Origin of the sequence: uncultured Tateyamaria sp. (genome assembly GCF_947504105.1) — a bacterium.
Taxonomy (GTDB): Bacteria; Pseudomonadota; Alphaproteobacteria; order Rhodobacterales; family Rhodobacteraceae; genus Tateyamaria.
In genome coordinates this window covers 1-20923 of record NZ_CANNGP010000033.1, presented here as the reverse complement: position 1 = coordinate 20923, position 20923 = coordinate 1, and the positions used below count along the sequence as shown (strand labels likewise).

Genomic DNA, 20923 nt, shown 5'->3' with positions numbered 1-20923 from the left:
AGATCACAGCGCGGTTTGAGGCGGCCCCTATCGTGTGATGCGTACCAGACAGGAGACGGACCATGAAACACATCATCGCCACCTTCGCCCTGATATGCAGCGCCCCGCTTACCGCCATGGGTCAGGACATAAGCACCGGCGCCACGCTATACCAGCGCCACTGCGCAACCTGCCACGGGGTCGAGGCGCGCGGCAATGGTCCGATGCGCCCTGCCCTGCTTCTCCAGCCGCCCAGCCTGCGGGACCTTGCGACCCGCAACGACGGAACCTTTCCGGTTATACGGGTGGTATCGCGTATCGATGGGCGCGATCCTCTGGTCAGCCACGGCTCGCCCATGCCGGTCTATGGCTGGTACTTCGAAGGCGATGATACGGCCATCAAGGCCGAAACCGGCCAGCCCATCCTGACAAGCAAACCCATCGTGGACCTGATGGCCTATTTGCAGAGCATTCAGGAATAGATTGCGTGCCGGGCACCTGTTGAGCGCGACATCGTGCTCACCTGACGGCAAAAGGCTAAGCCCTAGTCAAATGATCCGTTGTTCCAACTCGGCCGGGTCATCCACATCGACATGCCAAAAGGCAACCGAACCGACGGGCAATCGCTCCAGGACACGGTTGAAATCCCTTGCGCTGGTGCACCGCCGGATGGCCCACGCCGTTGCGTCGATCGCATTGTTCGGCGTCAGATTGTGGTGTGGCCGGACCTGCTTGACCTCTTCAATCAAATCTGAACGCTCTGGGAACGGAAAGGGAGGCACAGTGATGTCCCACCCCTGAACGAAGATTGCGCGCAGCACACTGGGCAGAACACCGGCGAACAAAAGACCCTGCTGTGCGGTCAAGCGGCGTCGAAACACCTGCAGCACTCCGTCCACGGCAGTGTACGCCATGTTGTCCGAAGCAAGCGACATGCGCTCCTTCACATCATTCAGAAAAGCGCGCCACTCTTTTGAGGCGTGCCTGTATGTCCACGGCATTGGCATTGACAAATTCGACCCCGCAGCATGTTTAGACGTTGAACAGTGTAGCGAAGCCAAGCCCAAACTGTCGATGTCGGGAAGGGCGGGCGCGCCCTTGTGCGCAACCATGGCCTGCCCGATGTTGCAATGCTTGACTCAACCGCGCGCGGGGCCTATTGCCCCCCACAACACCCGGAAGTTCGTAAGCTTCCGGTCCCTTGGGATATCCCGGGATCGCCCTCCGTCAGCGCGTTGCGCCCACGGGGGTGCTTTTCGTTTGGGCCATTTCCTTGGGGTCTGCACCGCCTGCACTTACCTGTCAGGCAAACGTCAACGGTCGAAAGGATGATGGCCCATGTTTGAAAATCTCTCCGAACGCCTCTCCGGTGTCTTCGACCGGCTGACCAAACAGGGTGCACTGTCCGAGGAAGACGTCAAAACCGCCCTGCGCGAGGTGCGCGTGGCCCTGCTGGAAGCGGACGTGTCGCTGCCCGTCGCCCGTGACTTCGTCAAGGCCGTGCAGGAACAGGCAACAGGCCAGGCCGTCACCAAATCCGTCACCCCCGGCCAGCAAGTCGTCAAGATCGTGCACGACGCGCTGATCGACACGCTCAAGGGCGAGGGTGACCCCGGCGCTCTGAAAATCGACAGCCCCCCTGCCCCGATCCTGATGGTCGGCCTGCAGGGCGGCGGTAAGACGACAACGACCGCCAAGCTGGCCAAACGCCTGACCGAACGCGATGGCAAGCGCGTGCTTATGGCGTCGCTCGACGTGAACCGCCCCGCGGCCATGGAACAGCTGGCAATCCTCGGCGCGCAGATCGGCGTCGACACCCTGCCGATTGTGAAGGGCGAGAACCCCGTCCAGATCGCCAAACGGGCCAAGACCCAGGCCAGCATGGGCGGCTACGACGTCTACATGCTCGACACCGCCGGTCGCCTCTCCATCGACGAAGAGTTGATGACGCAGGTTGAACAAGTCCGCGACGTCGCAACACCCCGCGAAACCATCCTCGTGGTGGACGGCCTGACCGGTCAGGATGCGGTGAACACCGCCCAGAACTTCGATGACCGCATCGGCATCTCGGGCGTTGTGCTCACCCGGATGGACGGCGACGGGCGCGGTGGTGCCGCCCTGTCGATGCGCGCCGTCACTGGCAAGCCCATCAAGTTCGTCGGCTTGGGCGAAAAGATGGACGCCCTCGAAACCTTCGAGCCGGAACGCATCGCGGGCCGCATCCTCGGCATGGGCGACATCGTCAGCCTTGTCGAAAAAGCGCAGGAAACCATCGAGGCCGAACAGGCCGAAAAGATGATGAAGCGCATGGCCAAAGGTCAGTTCAACATGAACGACCTGAAGATGCAGCTTGAACAGATGATCAAGATGGGCGGCATGGAAGGCATGATGGGTATGATGCCCGGCATGGGCAAAATGGCCAAACAGGTGCAGGACGCGGGCTTTGACGACAAGATCCTCAAGCAGCAGATCGCCATGATCCAGTCCATGACGAAAAAGGAACGCGCCGCGCCGCAGATCCTGCAAGCGTCCCGCAAGAAACGCATCGCTGCAGGCTCAGGCATGCAGGTCAGCGACCTCAATAAGCTGCTCAAGATGCACCGCCAGATGTCGGACATGATGAAAAAGCTCGGCAAGGGCAAAGGCGGCATGATGAAGAAAGCCATGCAGGCCATGATGGGCAAAGGCGGCGGCATGCCTGACATGGGCAACATGGATCAGGCCCAGCTTGAGGCGGCAGCCAAACAGCTTGGCGGCAAGATGCCCGGCGGTCTGCCGGGCCTTGGCGGCGGTATGCCCCTGCCCCCGGGTCTCAGCGGGTTCGGGAAGAAGAAATGATCTCCTGCACCGTCCGATACGAAATTAACCCCGACAAGCTCGACGCCTTCGAGATCTATGCGCGGTTCTGGCTGAAGAAGATCCCGGAAATGGGCGGCACCCATCACGGCTATCACATGCCCTATGAGGGCCCGAACGACATCGCCTATTGCCACTTTTCCTTTGCCTCGCTTGCCGACTACGAAGCCTACCGCGCGGCCATGTGGGACGATCCCGATTGTCTCAAGGCCTACAAGTTCGCGACAGAAGCCAAGTGCATCCGCCGCTACGATCGCTCCTTCACCAAGCCCCTGCTCAAAGGCGCAACGGTCGAGGAACTGGGCCTATGATCCCGACCGTCACCACAGACCGGCTGATCCTGCGCGGCGCGCGGCGCGACGATTTCGACGCGTTCGCTGACATGCTCGCCTCGGACCGCGCCGTGTTCATGGGTGGCCCCTTTGACCGCGCCGCCGCGTGGCGGCTCTTTGCCATGAACCTTGCCAGCTGGCCGCTCGACGGCTTTGGCGTTTGGATGATCACAGATCGCAACACTGGTGCGTTCATGGGCGACGTCGGTATCTCGCATCCCGACCGCTTCCCTGAGCCGGAACTCGGCTGGACCCTGACAGGCGCGGCGGAAGGCAAAGGGTTCGCCACCGAAGCCGCCCGCGCCGCCCGGAACTGGTATTGGACCAACACCGACGCACAAAGCGTCGTCAGCTACATCACGCCCGGCAACACCCGGTCCGAGGCCCTCGCCGCCAAGCTCGGTGCAACGCACGACCCAGACGCCCCCCTACCCGACGGCGAAACGCCCGCAGAAACGGCGGTCTTCCGTCACCGGAGGGGCGCATGATCACCCTCACCGGCACCCCAACCCTTACAACTGAACGGCTGACCCTGCGCGCGCCACAACCGCAGGACGCGCAACCCTTCATCGACTTCTACAAAACCGACCGCTCCCAATTCGTGGGCGGCCCCATGACCGACCGACAAGGTTGGAACTTCTTCTGCACCGAAATAGGCCACTGGGTGATGAACGACTTTGGCATGTTCGTGGTCACGTTCCACAATGACGACACACCCCTTGGCATCGTCGGCCACTGGTATCCAAACACATGGCCCGAAAAAGAAGTCGGCTGGGGCCTCTTCGACGCCAAGCACGAAGGCAAAGGCATTGCATTCGAAGCGGCAACCGCCTGTATCGACCACGCTTGGACAACGCTGAAATGGGACACCATCGTCAGCTACATCGCCCATGGCAACGACGCCTCGGTCGCCCTTGCCGAACGCCTCGGTGCTGTACGCGATGACACCGCCGAAGAGCCGGGCAAAGAGGCCTATGTCTACCGCCACCCGGGGCCCGCGGCATGACCGTTACGTTCTCCGCCCCCACGCTCGAGACCGAGCGCCTGATCCTGCGTGCGCCCGAGCTGTCGGACTTTGATGCGCTGGCCGCATTCTATGCCTCGCCTCGTTCCAGTTTCGTCGGCGGACCGCAAAGCCGCGAGCTTAGCTGGCGCGCACTGGCGCTGGAAGCAGGGCATTGGGTGCTGCGCGGCTTTGGCCGTTGGACCCTGATCGAAAAAACAACAAACACCCCCTTGGGCATCGTTGGTCTCTGGCACCCCGAAGGCTTCCCCGAGCGTGAACTGGGTTGGGACTTGTTTGATGGCGCAACGGGCAAAGGTTATGCGACCGAAGCCGCAATCGCAGCCCGCAGCTACGCCTACAACACGCTGGGATGGACGACACTCACAAGCCTGATCGCAATTGACAACGAAGGGTCGCGCCGCGTGGCTGAACGCCTGGGCGCCACGTATGACAGCGATTTCACCCACGAACGCCACGGCCCCATGCAGCTGTGGCGCCACCCGGGACCGGAGGGGCGGGCATGACCCTTCCCTGCGAAACACCGCGCAACGGGCCAGCAGCCCTGTTTGCCATCGCTCTGCAAGGCCATCTGCCCACGCTGTCGACCGACCGGCTGCTGCTGCGCGCGCCCCGCGTGACCGATTTCGACACATATGCGCAGATCGCCTGCTCGGGCCGTGGCGAGCACATCGGCGGCCCGATGAGCCGCGAAGACGCATGGACCGACTTCTCCCAGATGACCTCCACGTGGCTCTTGCACGGACACGGTCTCTGGACCATCGGCCATGCCGGCGACATTTCCGGCTTTGTCTTGCTGGGGTTTGAAGCGGGCGATCAGGAACCGGAACTGGGCTTTATGCTCACCGAAAAAGCCGAAGGCATGGGCATCGGTTTTGAAGCTGCCCAAGCTGCCCTCACCCACGCCTTCGATACACTCGGTTGGTCCACACTGGTCAGCTACATCGACCCCGCCAACGCACGTTCGATCAAACTGGCGCAACGCCTCGGCGGCTTGCCCGATGGCGAGATCACGGAAGATGGCGAAACGACGCTGATCTACCGTTATGTGCGAGAGGTGATGTGATGTCCCACACCTCTATCCCAACCATCGAAACCCGGCGGCTGGTCCTGCGCGGCCCACAGCCCGAGGATTATCCGAACTTCAAGGCGACCTTCGCCTCCTACCGCTCCCGCTTCATGGGGGGGCCATTGAACCCCTACGAGGCATGGATGCTCTATGCTGCCGAGATCGGGCACTGGGACATCCGCGGCTTCGGCATGTGGATGATCCACGACAAGGATACGGATGATACCTATGGCATGGCCGGGGGCTGGCAGCCTGCGGGCTGGCCCGAACGGGAAATCGCCTGGATCATCTGGCCCGACAAGGCGGGCAAGGGCTATGCGCTTGAAGCCACGCATGCCGTACGCGCGCACTACTACGCGGGCGGTTGGGACGGTGCGGTCAGCTATATCGACCCAATGAACCTCGACAGCATCCGGTTGGCCGAACGGTTGGGCGCGGTCAAAGACAAGGACGCGCAAACCATCGACGGCTCTGACGCCGTCTACCGCCACCCCACACCCGCAGCGCTTGATGGCAGCCAACTGGCGCACGGGATCGAAATGGAAATCGGCCACTACGCCGACCCGATGTTCAAACCGAAAGGATGGGCGCTTGACTGATGCCATTTCCAAGGCCGCCGAAGTGCTGGCCGACCACCGCGCCAGCATCGACCGGCTCGATGCCATCCTCGTCTACACCCTGGGCGAGCGGTTCAAACACACGCAGGCCGTGGGGAAACTCAAGGCCACACACGACCTTCTGCCCTCCGATCCCACGCGCGAAGCCGCGCAGATCGCTCGGCTCGAAGATTTGGCGAACCGGGCCGATCTGGACCCCGAATTCGCCAAGAAGTTCCTGAACTTCATCATCGCTGAAGTCATTCAGCACCACAAGAAACACCAAGAATAACAGGCTGGTAGCCTGAAACGCCATTCAAAGGAGAAACAACAATGGCCATGAAAATCCGTCTTGCCCGTGGTGGCTCGAAAAAGCGTCCCTTCTACCGCATCGTGGCGGCCGACAGCCGCATGCCACGCGACGGCCGCTACATCGAAAAGCTGGGCACATATAACCCCCTGCTGCCCAAAGACAGCGAAGAGCGCGTGAAAATGAACATGGAACGCATTCAGTACTGGCTGGGTGAGGGCGCACAGCCCACCGACCGCATCAGCCGCATGCTGGAAGCCGCAGGCGTGCTTGAGAAAAAAGAACGCAACAACCCCAACAAGGGTGAGCCCGGCGCCAAGGCCAAAGAGCGCGCGGAAGAGAAAGCCGCCAAGGCTGCTGAAGCTGCCGCAGCACCTGCTGAAGAAGCGCCTGCCGAAGAAGCACCGGCCGAAGAAACAGCAGAGTAATCAGGGGTTGGCGCTGTGGACACATTTCCAGATGAGTTTCGCAGCCAGCTTCTGAACCTGATGGCGTGGCGGCGCGATGTGCGCCGCTTCCGCACCGATCCCGTGGACGAGGCAGTGCTGATGCGCTGCCTCGACACATTTCGGCTGGCCCCTTCCGTGGGCCTGTCCGAACCCTGGCGCATCATCCGCGTGCAAAGCGAAACGGCCCGCGCCGCAGCGCTTGAGAACTACAAAGCCGCCAACGCGCAAGCGCTGGCCGGGTACGATGGCGAACAGGCCGCCAGCTACAGCCAACTCAAACTGTCCGGCATGGCCGAAGCACCAGAACATCTTGCTATTTTCTGCAACGACAGCACGGAACAAGGCCACGGCCTTGGCGCAGGCACCATGCCCGAAATGCGACGCTATTCCGTGGTGGGGGCCGTCACACTCATGTGGCTCGCGGCCCGATCAGAAGGCTTGGGAATGGGCTGGGTGTCGATCCTTGATCCCGTCCAATTGTGCCACGATCTCAGCGTACCCAAGGGTTGGTCTCTGGTCGCCTATATGTGCGTCGGCTGGCCCGAGGAACAATCCGACACGCCCGAACTCGAACGCGTCGGATGGGAACACCGGCACGACCTGATCATAGAGACGCGCTGACCAGCCAGGTCTGTACGGGCCAAGGGTTTTCGCACATCAAACACTGTTTCTGGTGATGACTTTCGCCTAGTTGCCAGGCACCTAACAAAACAGGTGCAAGGCGCGTGAGCGCTCTAAAAGGATCAGAAACCCAACATCGGCGTATCAGATCAGGGCCGGAATATCGGGTTCACCATTCAGGAAGCAGCCACGCCAAGCCTCCTCAGTCGAACAGTGTCGATGTGGACGGAGCAGCGTGGTACCTCAAAACGTTTGCCAAGAATTTGCATCAACTGAGGACATCATTAGCATGTGTTTGATTATACAGTGTGCTGTCAGATCTACTGAAATTTTGTCCGGGAGAGTGGCGGTTTTGGCGACTGAATGAGGTTCGGTTTGAGCGGATCCAACGACATCGTGGAAATTTGGGTGTGCCGATCGGTCGCATCATGGTATCATGTAAGTAACCGGTGTTCGACCGGCGTACGATTTGATCGGTCGGCGCCTACCTACTCTCGAGAGGAGGGGTCTGCAAATGGTGAAGCCAATCAAAACAATCGGAAATCCCCTTTCTTGGGCGCTGCACGTTCTCGGCAATGCTTCACATTATACCCAGGATGCGGCTCATGAAATTGGGGGTGATCCGCAAGCACACCCAACAGTGAACCAGATAAGCATCGAAGATCTACGGGTTGCGCTCAGGAAAGGAGCGGAAGACTTTGGGGCGCTTCGCACGGATGTGCTTTTCATCGTTATTCTCTATCCCATTGTCGGGCTCTGCCTTGCAACCTTCGCCTTCCAGCGCGAACTACTGCCTTTACTGTTCCCGCTGATGTCAGGTTTTGCGTTGCTGGGACCGATTGCCGCCGTTGGTCTATACGAGATGAGCCGTTGCCGAGAAAAAGGAGAGCCGGCAGGCTTTCGCGCCGCTCTTGGTGTCATGGGATCACCGGCCATAGCAGCCGTGCTCACGATAGGTCTTGGTCTGGTGTTAATGTTCATAGCCTGGATGTTGACAGCTTATCTGATCTTTAGCTTGACCTTGGGGCCAGAGGCACCTGCTTCCGCACGGACGTTCTTTGTGGATGTCTTCACGACCGGTCCTGGGTGGACGATGCTGATCGTCGGTTGCGCAGCGGGGTTTGTCTTTGCGGCAGCTACGCTTGCAATGACCGTTGTCTCGATACCGCTGGCATTGCACCGCCATGTTGGTGTCCCCGTCGCAATCGCAACGTCGTTGGAACTGACGCGAAAGAACCCGGTGACCGTGGCGGTATGGGGGCTTATTGTGGCGACATTCCTTGCCATAGGGACGATACCATTGTTTCTTGGGCTTATCTTCGCTTTCCCGATCCTCGGACATGCGACGTGGCACCTATATCGACGGGCGGTAGCCCAATAGGCTGAACGCTCAGGAAAACCGCCAAATGGTGACTTTGGGAAGTTCATCTAGGAAGGTTGGCACGGATCGCCGATATGGCCGCGAACGCCTCAACACGACGCATCTTTTCTCATTTATTTCAGCGCCTTACTTCTGAGGTACCCCGAATTCACGATTTGTGATACAATTTGGCGCAACAGTCGCGACAGATGGCTTATGTGCCTGTGCGCGGTTGAGCTGAGGAAAGGCGCGTCATGGTCGTCGTAATCGCTCTGGTTGTCGTAGTTGTAGGGTCAATCCTGTTCCACCTGCTTAGCCCATGGTGGTGGACCCCTATTGCGTCAAACTGGGAATATATCGACGCGACCCTCGTTATCACCTTCTGGATCACCGGGTTTGTATTAACGGCCGTCATCCTATTCATGGCGTATTGTGTTTGGCGGTTTCGTCACGAACCGGGGCGGGTCGCCGCGTTCGAGCCGGAAAACAGGCGACTGGAGATTTGGCTGACCGTGGTCACAGGGTTGGGAGTGGCCGCGATGCTGGCCCCGGGCCTTGTCGTCTGGAAGCAGTTTGTGACCGTTCCGGATGATGCCACCGAAGTTGAGGTTTTTGCGCAGCAATGGTCGTGGAGTTTTCGCTTGCCTGGTGAGGATGGCCGTCTGGGGACGTCGGATGCGGCCTTGGTCGGTCCGGATAATCCTCTCGGGATCAGTCCATTCGACCGCTTTGGGCAGGACGATATCATCATTGAATCAGACGATTTGTACCTTCCGATTGGGAAACCGGTGAAGATGGTTCTTCGGTCGGTCGATGTTCTTCACAATTTCTACGTGCCCGAGTTTCGCGCCAAGATGGATATGGTGCCCGGGATGGTCACCTACTTCTGGTTCACGCCGACGCGGATCGGTGAGTTCGAGGTTTTATGTGCAGAACTGTGCGGTGTCGGTCACGGCCACATGCGCGGCTACGTGCAAATCCAAGAGGAGACAGAGTATCAAGCCTGGCTGCAGGAGCAGCGAACCTTTGCAGAGCTTTGGGAGGAAAGAAGGGTTAGGACCGCGAGCAGCGACCCTGAACAATAGAAACTTTCAAAGTTGCTCCGCCGCCCGACAAGCCAAGCCGTTTCGGCTAGGAGGAGCATAAATGGCCAATATCCCCTATCGGCCCGATGAACAGGTCCCGCCGGCAGAAGTGCCGGACGTCCATCCACCGCATCCGCACACGTGGATCGGGCGGTGGGTGTTCTCGCAAGATGCGAAATACATCGCAATCCAGTACTCAGCCACTGCGATCGCGATAGGGTTGGTGGCCTTGGTCCTGTCCTGGCTGGTGCGCCTGCAACTGGGGTTTCCGGACGTTTTTTCATTCTCGGCCGAGGCCTATTATCAGTTCATCACTATGCACGGGATGATCATGGTGATCTACCTGCTGACCGCGATCTTTCTTGGCGGCTTTGGCAACTACCTGATCCCGCTAATGGTCGGGGCCCGTGACATGGTGTTCCCTTTCGTGAACATGCTGAGCTACTGGGTTTACCTTTTGGCCGTTCTGGTGCTGGTCGCGAGCTTCTTTGTGCCCGGCGGCCCCACGGGGGCGGGCTGGACGCTTTACCCACCACAAGCGATCCTGAGCGGGACACCGGGTGGACAGGATGCAGGTATCATTCTGATGCTGCTTTCACTGATCCTCTTTATTATCGGCTTCACGATGGGCGGTCTGAACTACGTCGTGACAGTTCTTCAGGCACGGACCCGTGGCATGACCTTGATGCGGATGCCGCTGACAGTTTGGGGCATCTTCACCGCGACGGTAATGGCATTGCTCGCATTTCCGGCCTTGTTTGTTGCTTGTGTGATGATGTTATTCGACCGCCTGCTTAGCACAAGTTTCTTTATGCCAACGCTTGTCGAAATGGGTGAGCAGCTGTCTTACGGAGGCGGTAGCCCGATCGTGTTCCAGCATCTGTTCTGGTTCTTCGGTCACCCCGAAGTCTACATCGTGGCACTCCCGGCCTTTGGTATCGTGTCGGACCTGATCAGCGTACATGCTCGTAAGAATGTGTTCGGATACCGGATGATGGTCTGGGCCATTGTTATCATCGGTGCACTGTCCTTCATCGTCTGGGCGCATCACATGTATGTCTCGGGGATGCATCCGTATTTCGGTTTCTTCTTTGCCACGACGACGCTGATCATCGCGGTGCCAACGGCGATCAAGGTCTACAATTGGCTGTTGACGCTTTGGCGCGGTGACATTCATCTGACATTGCCCATGCTCTTTGCCCTCAGTTTCGTGGTCACTTTCGTCAACGGCGGTCTCACTGGTCTCTTCCTCGGAAATGTGGTGGTTGATGTGCCGCTGTCCGACACCATGTTTGTCGTCGCGCACTTTCATATGGTGATGGGGGTTGCGCCGCTGATGGTCATTTTTGGCGCAATTTATCACTGGTACCCCCTGATGACCGGTCGCATGTTGAACGAGGCCATGGGGCAAATCCATTTCTGGGTCACATTCATCGGAACCTACGCGATCTTTTTCCCGATGCATTACGTTGGTCTGGTCGGTGTGCCACGGCGCTACCCCGAGATTGGTGATCCTGCATTCATCACGACGCCAGTGGACGGTCTGAACGCATTCATCAGCATTGCCGCCTTCATCGTCGGCGCAGCGCAAATCCTGTTTCTGTTCAATATTGCATGGAGCGCACGTAACGGTCGGGACGCTGGCGGCAATCCCTGGCGTGCGGCATCGCTCGAATGGCAGACACCGCAAACACCTCCGCGCCACGGCAACTGGGCTGATGAACTTCCCGTCGTGTATCGCTGGGCCTACGACTACAGCGTGCCCGGCGCACCCGAGGATTTCATTGCGCAGGACGATCCGTGGGTGCAGCAAACGGCACCAACATGACCGTAATACTCGCCTTTTTGGTAATGATCATTGCGCTGGCACTCTGGTGGCTGCTCCAACAAGGTGTGATGTCCAAGCCCTGGCTTGAAACAGGACCCATGGATGAAGCGGCAGGCAGGTCCGGCTTTCCAGTCGAGCGTCTCGGGCTTGGCGTCTTCCTTGTTGTGATCGGATCGCTTTTCGCCCTTTTCGGCAGCGCATTTATCATGCGGATGGATCTGGAAATCTGGCCCTCGTTGACCCTGCCACCGGTTGTCTGGATCAATACTGCGCTGTTGGTGATAGCGAGCATTTTCCTGCGTCTGGCCACACGTCGCAGCGATACGCGTCGGCTAACGCGGGACACGACCATTGCCGGATTGGCGACCGGCGGTTTTTTGGTTGGACAACTCCTTGCGTGGCGAGAGTTGCAGGTGGTGGGAGATGGGCTTGCGTCCGGCCCCGCAGCAAGCTTCTTCTACATGCTGAGCGGTCTGCATGGACTGCATATCCTCGGCGGCATCCTCGCACTTGGTGTTTTGATAGCGCGCAGTGGAGGCGACCCAGTCCGGACCAAATTCAACGTAGGTCTTTGTGCCACATATTGGGACTTCCTTCTGGTCGTGTGGATTGGGCTGCTGCTTCTATTCATGGGACTGGCCAACCAGTTGCTCGACATCTGTCGCACCATTCTAACGTGAGGGAACACTATGGCTGAGAGCACTTTGCAAACGGACCACCCAGAAGGCCTCGACGGGTTTGTACGGGACTGGAGCTCGGACCAGCGCACGTTCAAGCGGGTGTCTTGGGGCAAGGCGATGATGTGGATTTTTCTGCTAAGCGATACGTTCGTCTTCAGCATCTTTCTGATCGGGTACATGTCGGCCCGCATGTCCACCAAATCTGACTGGCCCAATACCAGCGAAGTGTTTTCATTGCATGTGGGCGGCGCAGACCTGCCACTTCTTCTGATTGCGATAATGACTTTCGTCCTGATTTCATCAAGCGGGACAATGGCGATGGCCGTGAGGTGCGGTTATGCCCGCGCGCGCAAGGCGACTGCCGGGCTCATGTATCTTACTGCACTTCTGGGCGCGACCTTTGTCGGCATGCAGGTTTTCGAATGGACCAAGCTGATCCAGGAAGGTGTCCGCCCCTGGGGCAACCCCTTCGGCGCAGAACAGTTCGGCGCCAGTTTTTTCATGATAACCGGTTTCCACGGTACACACGTTTCGATCGGCGTCCTGTTCCTGATCATCATCGCGACCAAGATCTGGAGAGGTGAGTTCGACCGGCCCGGCCGAACGTGGCTAAAATCGGATGCCGGCGACTATGAGGCGGTCGAGATCATGGGGCTCTATTGGCACTTCGTTGATCTGGTTTGGGTCTTCATCTTTGCGTTTTTCTATCTTTGGTAAGGAACGGTCATGACAGACACGACAACGCTTAAGCCACCAACAGCTCACGTCGAGGGGCAGCAACATCCTCTCAAACTCTACTTCCTTGTTTGGGGGTTACTCTTCGTTCTCAGCGCCTTCTCTTATCTTGTCGACTACGCTGGCTTGCAGGGGTTGGCTCGGTGGTCCTTGATTATTGTCTTCATGCTCTTGAAGGCGGGCCTGATCGTTGCCGTTTTCATGCACATAGCGTGGGAACGGCTGGCCCTTGCCTATGCTATCCTGCTGCCGCCGCTGGCCGTTTTGGCCTTCCTTGCGATCATGACTTTCGAGTCCGACTACACCCTTGCAACCCGGATATCCGTTTTCTCCGGACACTGAGGCGGGCAGATCGGATCAACAAGTTCAGAGGCGTCAGTCTCCTCTTCAAAAGCCTCCGGACCGCAACAGCCATCGGACGGCTGCGTCGACAAGAAGTGCGGTGAAGACGGCGTAAAGGTAAATGATCGAGAAGACAAAAAGTGACTTTGCCGGCGCGCGCGATACATCAATCGGTGTTCGAAAGAGCACCCACGCGCGGCGCAGAAATTCAATGCCCAACGCTGTTGCAAGTATGCCGTACAATGGTCCCGCCATGCCCACGAACGACGGTGCAGCACCAATGGGGGAAAGCACAATAGTGTAGGCAAAAATCTGTCTTTTGGTCGCAGCCTCACCCGCCACAACAGGTAGCATCGGTATCCGGGCGGCCGCATAATCGGTCGACTTGAGCAGGGCGAGAGCCCAAAAGTGTGGCGGCGTCCAAAGGAAAATGATCAGAAACAGCAGCCATGGTTCCCAGTCCAGCGAACCCGAAATTGCGGTCCATCCGATCACCGGCGGCAAAGCGCCCGCAGCGCCACCAATCACGATGTTTTGCGGAGTAACGAACTTGAGCCACATCGTATAAAAGACGCTGTAAAAGATGATTGTTGCCGCCAGCAGACCTGCGGAAAGCGGGTTGGCATAGAAGCCGAGCACGATGACGGAGATCGTGGCGAGTCCCATACCGAAAACGAGCGCTTCGGTGGACGAAACCACCCCAGCTGGCAAAGGCCGGTTCGAAGTCCGTGCCATCTTTGCGTCAATGGGTGCGTCATACCACATGTTCAGCGCCCCGGCGGCGCCGGCACCTATTGCGATCGCCGAAATCGAAATGACAGCTCTGCCAAAAGACAAATCCCCCGAGGCCAAAGCCATGCCGACAAGTGCCGTGAAGATCGCAAGCGACATGACTCTTGGCTTTGTAAGCGCGATGAAGTGGGCCGCCCGACTGAACCTGAACTTAAGCACAGTACGTGCAAAAAAGCCGTCCGCGATCGGCATTTAATCGCTCCTCCCGAGGCACTTCATCTTAACGCATCAGTGGCCCAGCGGCAATTTTCTTGATCCAGTCGTCCGTAGCACAAACCAAATGGGGGGCTTTCGATAGTGATGCGACGATGCACCGCGCTGATTCCAAAGTGTTCTTCGATGGTAGCGCTCGATAGGGAAGCGTCATCAAGCAGACGCTGGCGCAAATGCGGCGAATGGCAACTAAGTCCGGCTGTGCGGTCCTTGGTGCATATTGCGGCCAAGGTTCGCTCAGAGCCCTTTTTACCTCATGCTGCGGTTCGCACGAATGTCTGAAAAGCGAAAAAAGCCGTATTATGATTTAAGCACTAATCGCAAAGCGGTCGATGAGCACTCGAAGGCTGGTCATCTCTTTAAGCTGCTTTGGAAAGTACAGACAAAGGCGCGGTCGATGAGGTGTGTAGTCACGAAGGACCTCTATCAACTCGCCAGCTTCGATCTGGGCCGTGACGCCTTGGCTAGACAGGGGTTGATTGGTGTTGTCGACCCATCAGCCCCGCTCCTGTGCTGGGTGCCATCATTGGCTCCGGCCTTCTTGCCTACCAAAGCGGCAACTTCGGCAGTTGGGAAGCTCGGGAACGTGGCGGGCCGCAATGAAGTGGCCCGCCTGCTTCTTCAGAGGGGAAGAGTCTCAGGAACTGAAACTAAGTTTTGTGGTTTTGCTACGCCGGGATAAGATCACTCTGTCTTTGGTCCATGTTACCATCGAGTCGGTCTTTTTCCTGTATCGGCTCCTGCAATTTGATTAATTGTTCGGCCGTGATCGCGAGTTTGTTGCCACTGACCTGCTCCCCCTTGAGTCCGCTATTTTAGGTTAGCTCTGTTCAGGTTTTGGTCTTTCTTTGACCGGTTAACATATTCCGCGGGTGTCAGGCCAGCGAGGCTTGAGTGCGGACGGTGGTGGTTGAAGTCGGTGCGCCATGCGGCGATGACACGAACATCTTCAGTCAGATGGTGCATGCCCGTTGAAGCTTGCTTGCGATCAAGAAACCACATCGTTCGGCGTTTGATGCGGGTCATGTCGGCCTCATCTACCAAGTCATACGGATAGACCCTGTCGTCGTCTGTCATGCGGCCAGCCTCGATCTCACGGCGCTGCGCTTTCTCGCGGGTGGTTCTGAGAAACTTCGTGAGCCGTGCCTCGACATCGCGCCGCTTAGGCAGGTCGTCGTGGAAAGTCAGATTGTGAAACAGAATCTTGGATTGCGATTGGGTCATGCCAGCTACCTTTCATGGCGCAGGCAGGGCCTGCACGGTCACCCGACGATCCATTGAAGTCGGGACTATGAAGTATGAAAGGTTCCGGAACCTGCTGTGCCCCTTAGAAGGCGATTGAACATCAACTGTCAAATCGCCGGTAAGAGCGCATGTTCAAAGAAATGCCAAATTTGAACCGTGACCAGGTTAAATATATGTAATTAAATGATAATTTATAAAAATATGGCGGATTTATTGATGCCTTAACATCGGTTTGCGCACGCTATTGCTTTCTTTTGCGCAGGGTACCTTCTCGGCGGCCAGTTTCCGGGTCAACGCACTGCGCTTTGGCGGAAAGGCCCCACGTCTACCATCCTCAATGTTGATATCGGCTCACTTGGTCCGCTCTTGACGGCGCTTGCGGGCATCAATCCAACAGAATTTCGGATTTGGTTTCAGTCACTGATCAAGCAGGAAAGCAATTTCAGCATTGGAGCGCGTAGCCCGAAGGCTGCATTTGGTTTGACACAGATCATACCCGGAACAGCGAAAGATCTCGGGATCTACCCAGCCTATTATGAAGACCCACAGCTTCAACTCGATGGCGGCGCGCGCTACTTTCTTACACAACTCAACAAGTTCGGTACGATTGAACTCGCCCTCGCTGCCTATAATGCGGGTCCAGGAGCGGTTCAAAAGTACGGCGGTATTCCCCCCTTCAAAGAAACACAAAACTATGTTGTGAAGAGACTCTGGCCCCTGAACGACCATGTGGCCGCGGCGCGCGCTGGCTCAGAGAGACAGGGCGCACCGCACCTGGGCTGCAGGGAGGGCAGGGGGTAGAGGCTCGGGGCGGAGGCCGCCTGCCGGCCGCAGCCTAGGGCGCGGTCCCCGATAGGGGAGGGGCCAAAATTTACTGATTTTGGGGTCGAGTGCGGCTGAGTGCAAAATAGGGCGCTAAGCCCGATTGCGGATACGGGAATGGGTATCAGGCTTCGTTCTCGGCCAGATATCGGTAGATGGTGGCCTTTGAGAGGCCGTAGCGGACTATAAGATCTCGGATCAGGGTGCCCTGGGCCCGCCTTTCGCGCAGTTCTGTGATTTGTTCGCTGTTCAGTGCAGGCTGCTTACCGAACCGCACCCCTCTGTCCTTTGCTTTTCTGATGCCGTCCATTTGACGCTCGGCGCGGATTTCGGTTTCGAACTGACCGATGGCTCCGAGCATGTTGGGGTCGAGTGGGGCTGAGTGCAGAAAACCCCTTTAGGCATTGAATTTTGGCATTTTCGCTGAATTTACTCTTCTTTCAGAAAGAACTATTGCCGCCAGAAATGCGAGATGAGACAAAGCTGGTTTTAACATCGGTCTAACGTTTCATTGATGTGCGGCGCGGTGGATGAATTGTTGAGACACTGCGTTGCCAAAGTCCGTGATTTGTTGAGTTAACACGACCGGCATGGTTACTGGTTGCTGCCTTGACATGGTCGCAAATGCTTCCAGGGCGGCATGGGCATCAATTTCTGGCATCTGTGCGCGAACCGCAGAAACAATTTTGTCCAGAAGCTCCGCCCCTATTCTCGTGACGGTTGATCCAAATAGTCCAACTGCGAGGCCACTTCCCGCTGCAACACCTGCATCTCTCAAAAAGCCAGAGCCTTTCTCGGCGCTTTCTTGACCACCGTTGATCGCATTCAAAATCATAGTAAGGCTTTGATAACCTACCCAATTGGCGAGGGTTTCGCTCATACCTCTTTGGTCCAAATCTGGATTTTTAACATCAAGTCCCATGATGCCTGCCGTAACAGCTGCATTGGCAAATTCACCAGGAGCATTGGTCAGATCGGAGTTTAACTGAACGGCTGCATTGGTGACCAAAATTGACAGTCCAGTTGCCATATAGGCGATTTTTGCACTAACATCTTGGTTTGCGGGTCGTTCGCCAACAGGTTGACCAAGCACCGTTTCGATTGTCTGCAATGCGTTTGTTGTATTAGTTTTGATAGTACCGATACGACCTCGAAGCACTTTGCTCGCACCACTCGCTTCGTCTTCGGATATGCCCGCTTTGTCATACAAGGAACCCATTAAGTCATTGACATCTCTGAGTATTCCACCAACGTCTTGCAATGCCTGCCGCTCCTCTTGTACCGACAGACGGTCTTCTTCTGATAAATTAGCGCCGCTGTCAGATAGGTTCTGTGCAGCTTGTTTTACATCAGGCTCTTGGCTGCCTCGAAAAACAGCATTGATAACGTGTCCTGCAGCGTCCTTCATTTGTGTGTAAGTCAACAACCCAAAGAGAGCAGCTCCCATGCTAGTTGCCAAGCCAATTACAGCTGCATCGCTGCCTTCTCCAGTTTCTTTATCGAAGGGTTGAGGTTCGTTGTTTGTCAGATTGAGGGTTCCAAATACAGCGGCTTTCACAAGATCAAAAGCATGCCGATCCCGAAACGTATTCCATAGACTATCCATTCGTGCTGCTGGTGAGTTGGATGCACTCCACAAGCGTGCGGCGCTGAGGGGGGCTTTAGCAACCATATTCATGATTGTAGGCCCCCGGAACGAAGGTTCTTTTCCAATCAATTTTTTGCCCTGATCAAACGCGTAAATTGATACAACCGGGATGAGTGTAGCGGCCATTAAAGCGCCAGCGATCCTCTGCGGTGTGCGGTTTCTGTTGGCTTTGAGCTTTTGCAGCTGATCAATAGTTGTATCGATATGTTTTGAAAGTTTGTTCTTTAAGGTTCGGTTGCGGTTGGTCAGTGTGTTCAGTCTGTCTTTCGCAGTCCTGAGGCGATCTACAGTGGTTTCCAACGTTACAATTTCACCATTCTCGGGATCGCCACCAGAAAGAGTGCCACTAAGTTTTTCTAAGATTGCGAAGTCCGCGTGGTACTGGCCTGCGTTTTTGAAGTCCTTTGGAATTTCGTCAGTGATCAAATGCTTTATGGCTGAACCAATGGTTTGAGCGGATCGGATCACAGGGCTCACCGAGTTTCGAACAGCTTCTTGAACATCGCCAAACAAGGAAGCAAGCGTGCCAGTGCTTGTTGTGGCCCGAATGTCCTGGACGACATTTTGCACAAATAGTGAGGTGCTATTTTGGGTGCTGGTCCCCACACGGTTTGATTGCATTGGTGTAATTTCGTGATCAAGCGCTTCGCGAGATGTTACTCCAGTGATGCCACTAGCCTCATCGGGTGGCACCATTTGATCTTGCGCAGAGCTCTGTCCAGCGGTGCGAGCAGAAAAAACGCTGTTTAACCCGGGACTATAAGCCTCCAACGCCGCTTGAATTTCTGCTTCGGTAACATTTAACTGCGCTGTACTTGACTCATGCAGAGTGGCTTGTGCCAATTGATGCTGTGGGGTTCCTGACCGTTCAAGGCGCTTAAAAATATTCATAATCGCCAGGTTTTGAGAAGATGATGCCCCTTGATTTGAACCCGGAGGAGGCTGCCGCAACCATTCGTGCGTTGTTTCCACAGATGAAGGATGCGCTTGATTTAGCGCTGGTGGTGGAGAGTTTTCTATGCGTGTCAATTTATAAGTCTCGCTACCAGTTATAACGTGCATAGACCATTTCCTGACTAAAAAAGTCATACATATTCTTTATAGCGTGATTTCCGTGGTGGCTGGTGTTTTGTAGTTTACAAAAGATGACCGGTCCTCATTTTTCTCCTGCGCCTAGATATCGATAGATGGTGGCCTTTGAGAGGCTGTAGTGAGCCATCAAATCCTTGATCAGCGTTCCGGCTGCGCGCTTTTCGCGAAGCTCTACTTTCAAAGACCGAAAGAACAATCCGATGGCACACCGAGCGGTTCTGACTGCGCGACAACGCGCGGCGCTTTTCGATCTTCCTACCGATGAAGCTTCGCTGTTGAAGCACTACACCTTGGATGATGAAGACATCGAGCACATCCGCACCCGGCGGCGACCTGAAAATCAGCTCGGCTTTGCGCTTCAGCTTTGTGCCTTTCGGTATCCGGGTCGCTTGCTGAAAGCTGGTGAAGTCATTCCTGAACCCGTTTCCCGCTTTGTGGCCGCACAACTCGGATTAAAACCGGATGATCTCCTGCCATATGCCGCACGGGAAAAGACCCGCCGGGAACATCTGGATGCTCTGCGCAAGATGTATGGTTACAAGATGTTTTCGGGCAAGCGCACCAAGAAAATGCGGGGCTGGCTGGACCGAAATGCTGAAGCCGCGCAATCCAGTCAGGCTCTGGTGCGTGGCTTCGTAGAAGAATGCCGCAGACAGCAGATTATTCTGCCGGGAACTTCGGTCATCGAACGCCACTGTGCAGATGCGTTGGTCGCCGCTGAACGTAGAATTGAGGCCCGCATTGCCGCTCGTCTCGATGCGAAAATGCGTACCCAACTCGACAACCTGTTGATCGAAGAGGTGGATGGGCGGGTCAGCCGGTTCATCTGGTTGCGACAGTTCGAGGTGGGCAAGAACTCTGCCGATCTCAACCGCCAGCTCGACCGTTTGGAATTTTTGCAACGGATAGCGTTGCCGTCAGCAATCCTAGACGACATTCCGGCGCACCGGGTTGCGCAGTTGCGCCGCCAAGGCGAAAGGTATTTCACGGATGGACTTCGAGACATCACCAGTGATCGCCGTTTGGCCATCCTTGCCACCTGCATCGTGGAGTGGTCAGCTGCCATTGCAGATACCGTCGTCGAAACCCATGATCGGATCGTGGGGTCGATCTGGCGGGAAGCAAAGAAGATTTGCGATGCCCGTGTTGCCGAGGCGCAATCAGAGATCGCTGCGACTTTGGCCGGGTTCGAGACTTTGGGCACGACATTACTGCTGGCAAAAGGCGATGAAGCGGCTGTCGCCGGTGCTGTGGATGCGTCCTGTGGTTGGGGCGTGCTGGAAAATCTCGTCGCAAGGGCTGGAACACTTGGCAAAACGGTCAAGGCGGATGCACTGGCCTATGTCGAGAAAGGCTATCATCGCTTCAAGCTCTATGCCCCGCGAATGCTGGCGGCCTTGGACATAGCCAGCGCCAGCGTGACGGAACCCTTGCTTGCAGCGACAGATGTGATCCGCGACAAGCAAGATATCCCAAGCCGGTCATCGCCGTTTCTGAAACCGCAGTCAAAATGGCGAGGCCACTTGCGGAATCCGGAAACCAACAGGGACCGGCTATGGGTAGCGAACTGCATTCATAATCGCTCTGAACTGCAAACATCGTGATTTTCCGACCAGAATAACTGCATCTATCGGAATGGCTGGGACCGAGTTACTTGCGAATGTAACCACATTATTTGCGACGCGACTGCAAACATCCATGTTGAACCACATTACCTGCGGATGTGTTTTACTCTGGGAAGTCCAAGCCCAGATCCACGGCTCGCGCCGAATGTGTCAGCGCGCCGGACGATATGTAGTCCACACCCGTCGCCGCAATCGAGGCGACCCGGTCCAGTTTCACATT

The 20923-nt window shown here is 56.7% G+C and carries 23 protein-coding genes and 3 pseudogenes; 20 read left to right on the top strand and 6 right to left on the bottom strand.

Annotation, left to right across the window (positions count from 1 at the left end; genetic code table 11):
* The first annotated feature begins 62 nt into the window (after positions 1 to 62).
* A complete protein-coding gene (locus tag Q1A75_RS17465) occupies positions 63 to 461 on the top strand; it encodes a cytochrome c (RefSeq protein WP_299548741.1) in 399 nt (132 codons plus the stop codon).
* A gap of 66 nt (positions 462 to 527) precedes the next feature.
* Here Q1A75_RS17465 and Q1A75_RS17460 read toward each other — a convergent pair whose 3' ends face one another.
* Positions 528 to 980 carry a DUF2267 domain-containing protein gene (locus Q1A75_RS17460; protein WP_299548738.1) on the bottom strand — a complete coding sequence of 151 codons (453 nt, stop codon included), beginning with the start codon at positions 978 to 980 and terminating at the stop codon, positions 528 to 530.
* A gap of 337 nt (positions 981 to 1317) precedes the next feature.
* On the opposite strand from Q1A75_RS17460, the gene ffh reads away from it, so the two are divergent.
* The 16 genes from ffh to Q1A75_RS17380 all read left to right on the top strand — a co-directional run bounded on the left by ffh (position 1318) and on the right by Q1A75_RS17380 (position 13266).
* Positions 1318 to 2817 (top strand): signal recognition particle protein, encoded by a 1500-nt coding sequence (ffh, locus tag Q1A75_RS17455; protein ID WP_299548735.1) that lies wholly within the window; start codon positions 1318 to 1320, stop codon positions 2815 to 2817.
* Positions 2814 to 3146, top strand: a complete 333-nt coding sequence (locus tag Q1A75_RS17450) for an NIPSNAP family protein (RefSeq protein ID WP_299548733.1) — start codon at positions 2814 to 2816, stop codon at positions 3144 to 3146. The genes ffh and Q1A75_RS17450 overlap by 4 nt, the downstream gene beginning before the upstream one ends.
* On the top strand, positions 3143 to 3655 hold the full coding sequence (locus Q1A75_RS17445) for a GNAT family N-acetyltransferase (RefSeq protein WP_299548730.1): 513 nt from the start codon (positions 3143 to 3145) through the stop codon (positions 3653 to 3655). The genes Q1A75_RS17450 and Q1A75_RS17445 overlap by 4 nt, the downstream gene beginning before the upstream one ends.
* Positions 3652 to 4173 (top strand): GNAT family N-acetyltransferase, encoded by a 522-nt coding sequence (locus tag Q1A75_RS17440; protein ID WP_299548727.1) that lies wholly within the window; start codon positions 3652 to 3654, stop codon positions 4171 to 4173. Before Q1A75_RS17445 ends, Q1A75_RS17440 begins: the two co-directional genes overlap by 4 nt.
* Complete coding sequence (locus Q1A75_RS17435; RefSeq protein ID WP_299548724.1) at positions 4170 to 4697, top strand: GNAT family N-acetyltransferase; 528 nt, start codon at positions 4170 to 4172, stop codon at positions 4695 to 4697. The genes Q1A75_RS17440 and Q1A75_RS17435 overlap by 4 nt, the downstream gene beginning before the upstream one ends.
* A complete protein-coding gene (locus Q1A75_RS17430) occupies positions 4694 to 5257 on the top strand; it encodes a GNAT family N-acetyltransferase (protein ID WP_299548721.1) in 564 nt (187 codons plus the stop codon). The genes Q1A75_RS17435 and Q1A75_RS17430 overlap by 4 nt, the downstream gene beginning before the upstream one ends.
* The gene (locus Q1A75_RS17425; protein ID WP_299548719.1) at positions 5257 to 5859 is read left to right on the top strand and encodes a GNAT family N-acetyltransferase; all 603 of its coding nucleotides are present in this window, start codon (positions 5257 to 5259) and stop codon (positions 5857 to 5859) included. Before Q1A75_RS17430 ends, Q1A75_RS17425 begins: the two co-directional genes overlap by 1 nt.
* Positions 5852 to 6148: a chorismate mutase gene (locus Q1A75_RS17420; protein WP_299548717.1), complete on the top strand. Its 297-nt coding sequence runs from the start codon at positions 5852 to 5854 to the stop codon at positions 6146 to 6148. The genes Q1A75_RS17425 and Q1A75_RS17420 overlap by 8 nt, the downstream gene beginning before the upstream one ends.
* Positions 6149 to 6189: 41 nt before the next feature.
* Positions 6190 to 6594 (top strand): 30S ribosomal protein S16, encoded by a 405-nt coding sequence (gene rpsP, locus Q1A75_RS17415; protein ID WP_299548715.1) that lies wholly within the window; start codon positions 6190 to 6192, stop codon positions 6592 to 6594.
* A 15-nt stretch (positions 6595 to 6609) separates the two neighbouring features.
* Entirely contained in the window at positions 6610 to 7236 is a 627-nt protein-coding gene (gene bluB, locus Q1A75_RS17410) for a 5,6-dimethylbenzimidazole synthase (RefSeq protein ID WP_299548713.1), read from the top strand.
* 514 nt (positions 7237 to 7750) lie between these two features.
* Complete coding sequence (locus Q1A75_RS17405) at positions 7751 to 8617, top strand: DUF2189 domain-containing protein (RefSeq protein ID WP_299548711.1); 867 nt, start codon at positions 7751 to 7753, stop codon at positions 8615 to 8617.
* A gap of 233 nt (positions 8618 to 8850) precedes the next feature.
* Positions 8851 to 9681, top strand: a complete 831-nt coding sequence (locus tag Q1A75_RS17400; RefSeq protein WP_299548709.1) for a cytochrome c oxidase subunit II — start codon at positions 8851 to 8853, stop codon at positions 9679 to 9681.
* A gap of 61 nt (positions 9682 to 9742) precedes the next feature.
* Positions 9743 to 11509: a cbb3-type cytochrome c oxidase subunit I gene (locus Q1A75_RS17395; protein ID WP_299548707.1), complete on the top strand. Its 1767-nt coding sequence runs from the start codon at positions 9743 to 9745 to the stop codon at positions 11507 to 11509.
* The gene (locus tag Q1A75_RS17390) at positions 11506 to 12189 is read left to right on the top strand and encodes a hypothetical protein (RefSeq protein WP_299548705.1); all 684 of its coding nucleotides are present in this window, start codon (positions 11506 to 11508) and stop codon (positions 12187 to 12189) included. Before Q1A75_RS17395 ends, Q1A75_RS17390 begins: the two co-directional genes overlap by 4 nt.
* A 9-nt stretch (positions 12190 to 12198) precedes the next feature.
* Positions 12199 to 12906, top strand: coding sequence for a heme-copper oxidase subunit III family protein (locus Q1A75_RS17385; protein WP_299548703.1), 708 nt, complete (start codon positions 12199 to 12201; stop codon positions 12904 to 12906).
* Positions 12907 to 12915: 9 nt separating this feature from the next.
* Positions 12916 to 13266: a cytochrome C oxidase subunit IV family protein gene (locus Q1A75_RS17380; protein WP_299548701.1), complete on the top strand. Its 351-nt coding sequence runs from the start codon at positions 12916 to 12918 to the stop codon at positions 13264 to 13266.
* Positions 13267 to 13311: 45 nt separating this feature from the next.
* On the opposite strand, the gene Q1A75_RS17375 is transcribed toward Q1A75_RS17380, so the two are convergent.
* Positions 13312 to 14250: a heme o synthase gene (locus Q1A75_RS17375; RefSeq protein ID WP_299548698.1), complete on the bottom strand. Its 939-nt coding sequence runs from the start codon at positions 14248 to 14250 to the stop codon at positions 13312 to 13314.
* 277 nt (positions 14251 to 14527) lie between these two features.
* On the opposite strand from Q1A75_RS17375, the gene Q1A75_RS17370 reads away from it, so the two are divergent.
* Complete coding sequence (locus Q1A75_RS17370; protein ID WP_299548695.1) at positions 14528 to 14953, top strand: hypothetical protein; 426 nt, start codon at positions 14528 to 14530, stop codon at positions 14951 to 14953.
* Positions 14954 to 15081: 128 nt separating this feature from the next.
* Here Q1A75_RS17370 and Q1A75_RS17365 read toward each other — a convergent pair.
* Positions 15082 to 15228, bottom strand: a pseudogene (locus tag Q1A75_RS17365) (integrase core domain-containing protein); the annotation flags it as partial.
* A gap of 666 nt (positions 15229 to 15894) precedes the next feature.
* Between Q1A75_RS17365 and Q1A75_RS17360 the strand changes: the two are divergent.
* Positions 15895 to 16215 (top strand): annotated as a pseudogene (locus tag Q1A75_RS17360) (lytic transglycosylase domain-containing protein); the annotation flags it as partial.
* Between the two features lie 247 nt (positions 16216 to 16462).
* On the opposite strand, the gene Q1A75_RS17355 reads toward Q1A75_RS17360, so the two are convergent.
* Positions 16463 to 16699, bottom strand: a complete 237-nt coding sequence (locus tag Q1A75_RS17355) for a helix-turn-helix domain-containing protein (protein WP_299555879.1) — start codon at positions 16697 to 16699, stop codon at positions 16463 to 16465.
* 147 nt (positions 16700 to 16846) lie between these two features.
* Complete coding sequence (locus Q1A75_RS17350; protein ID WP_299555877.1) at positions 16847 to 19075, bottom strand: hypothetical protein; 2229 nt, start codon at positions 19073 to 19075, stop codon at positions 16847 to 16849.
* Positions 19076 to 19278: 203 nt separating this feature from the next.
* Between Q1A75_RS17350 and Q1A75_RS17345 the strand changes: the two genes are divergently transcribed.
* Entirely contained in the window at positions 19279 to 20682 is a 1404-nt protein-coding gene (locus Q1A75_RS17345; protein ID WP_299555875.1) for a DUF4158 domain-containing protein, read from the top strand.
* A 124-nt stretch (positions 20683 to 20806) separates the two neighbouring features.
* On the opposite strand, the pseudogene Q1A75_RS17340 reads toward Q1A75_RS17345, so the two are convergent.
* Positions 20807 to 20923 (bottom strand): annotated as a pseudogene (locus tag Q1A75_RS17340) (nicotinate-nucleotide diphosphorylase (carboxylating)); the annotation flags it as partial.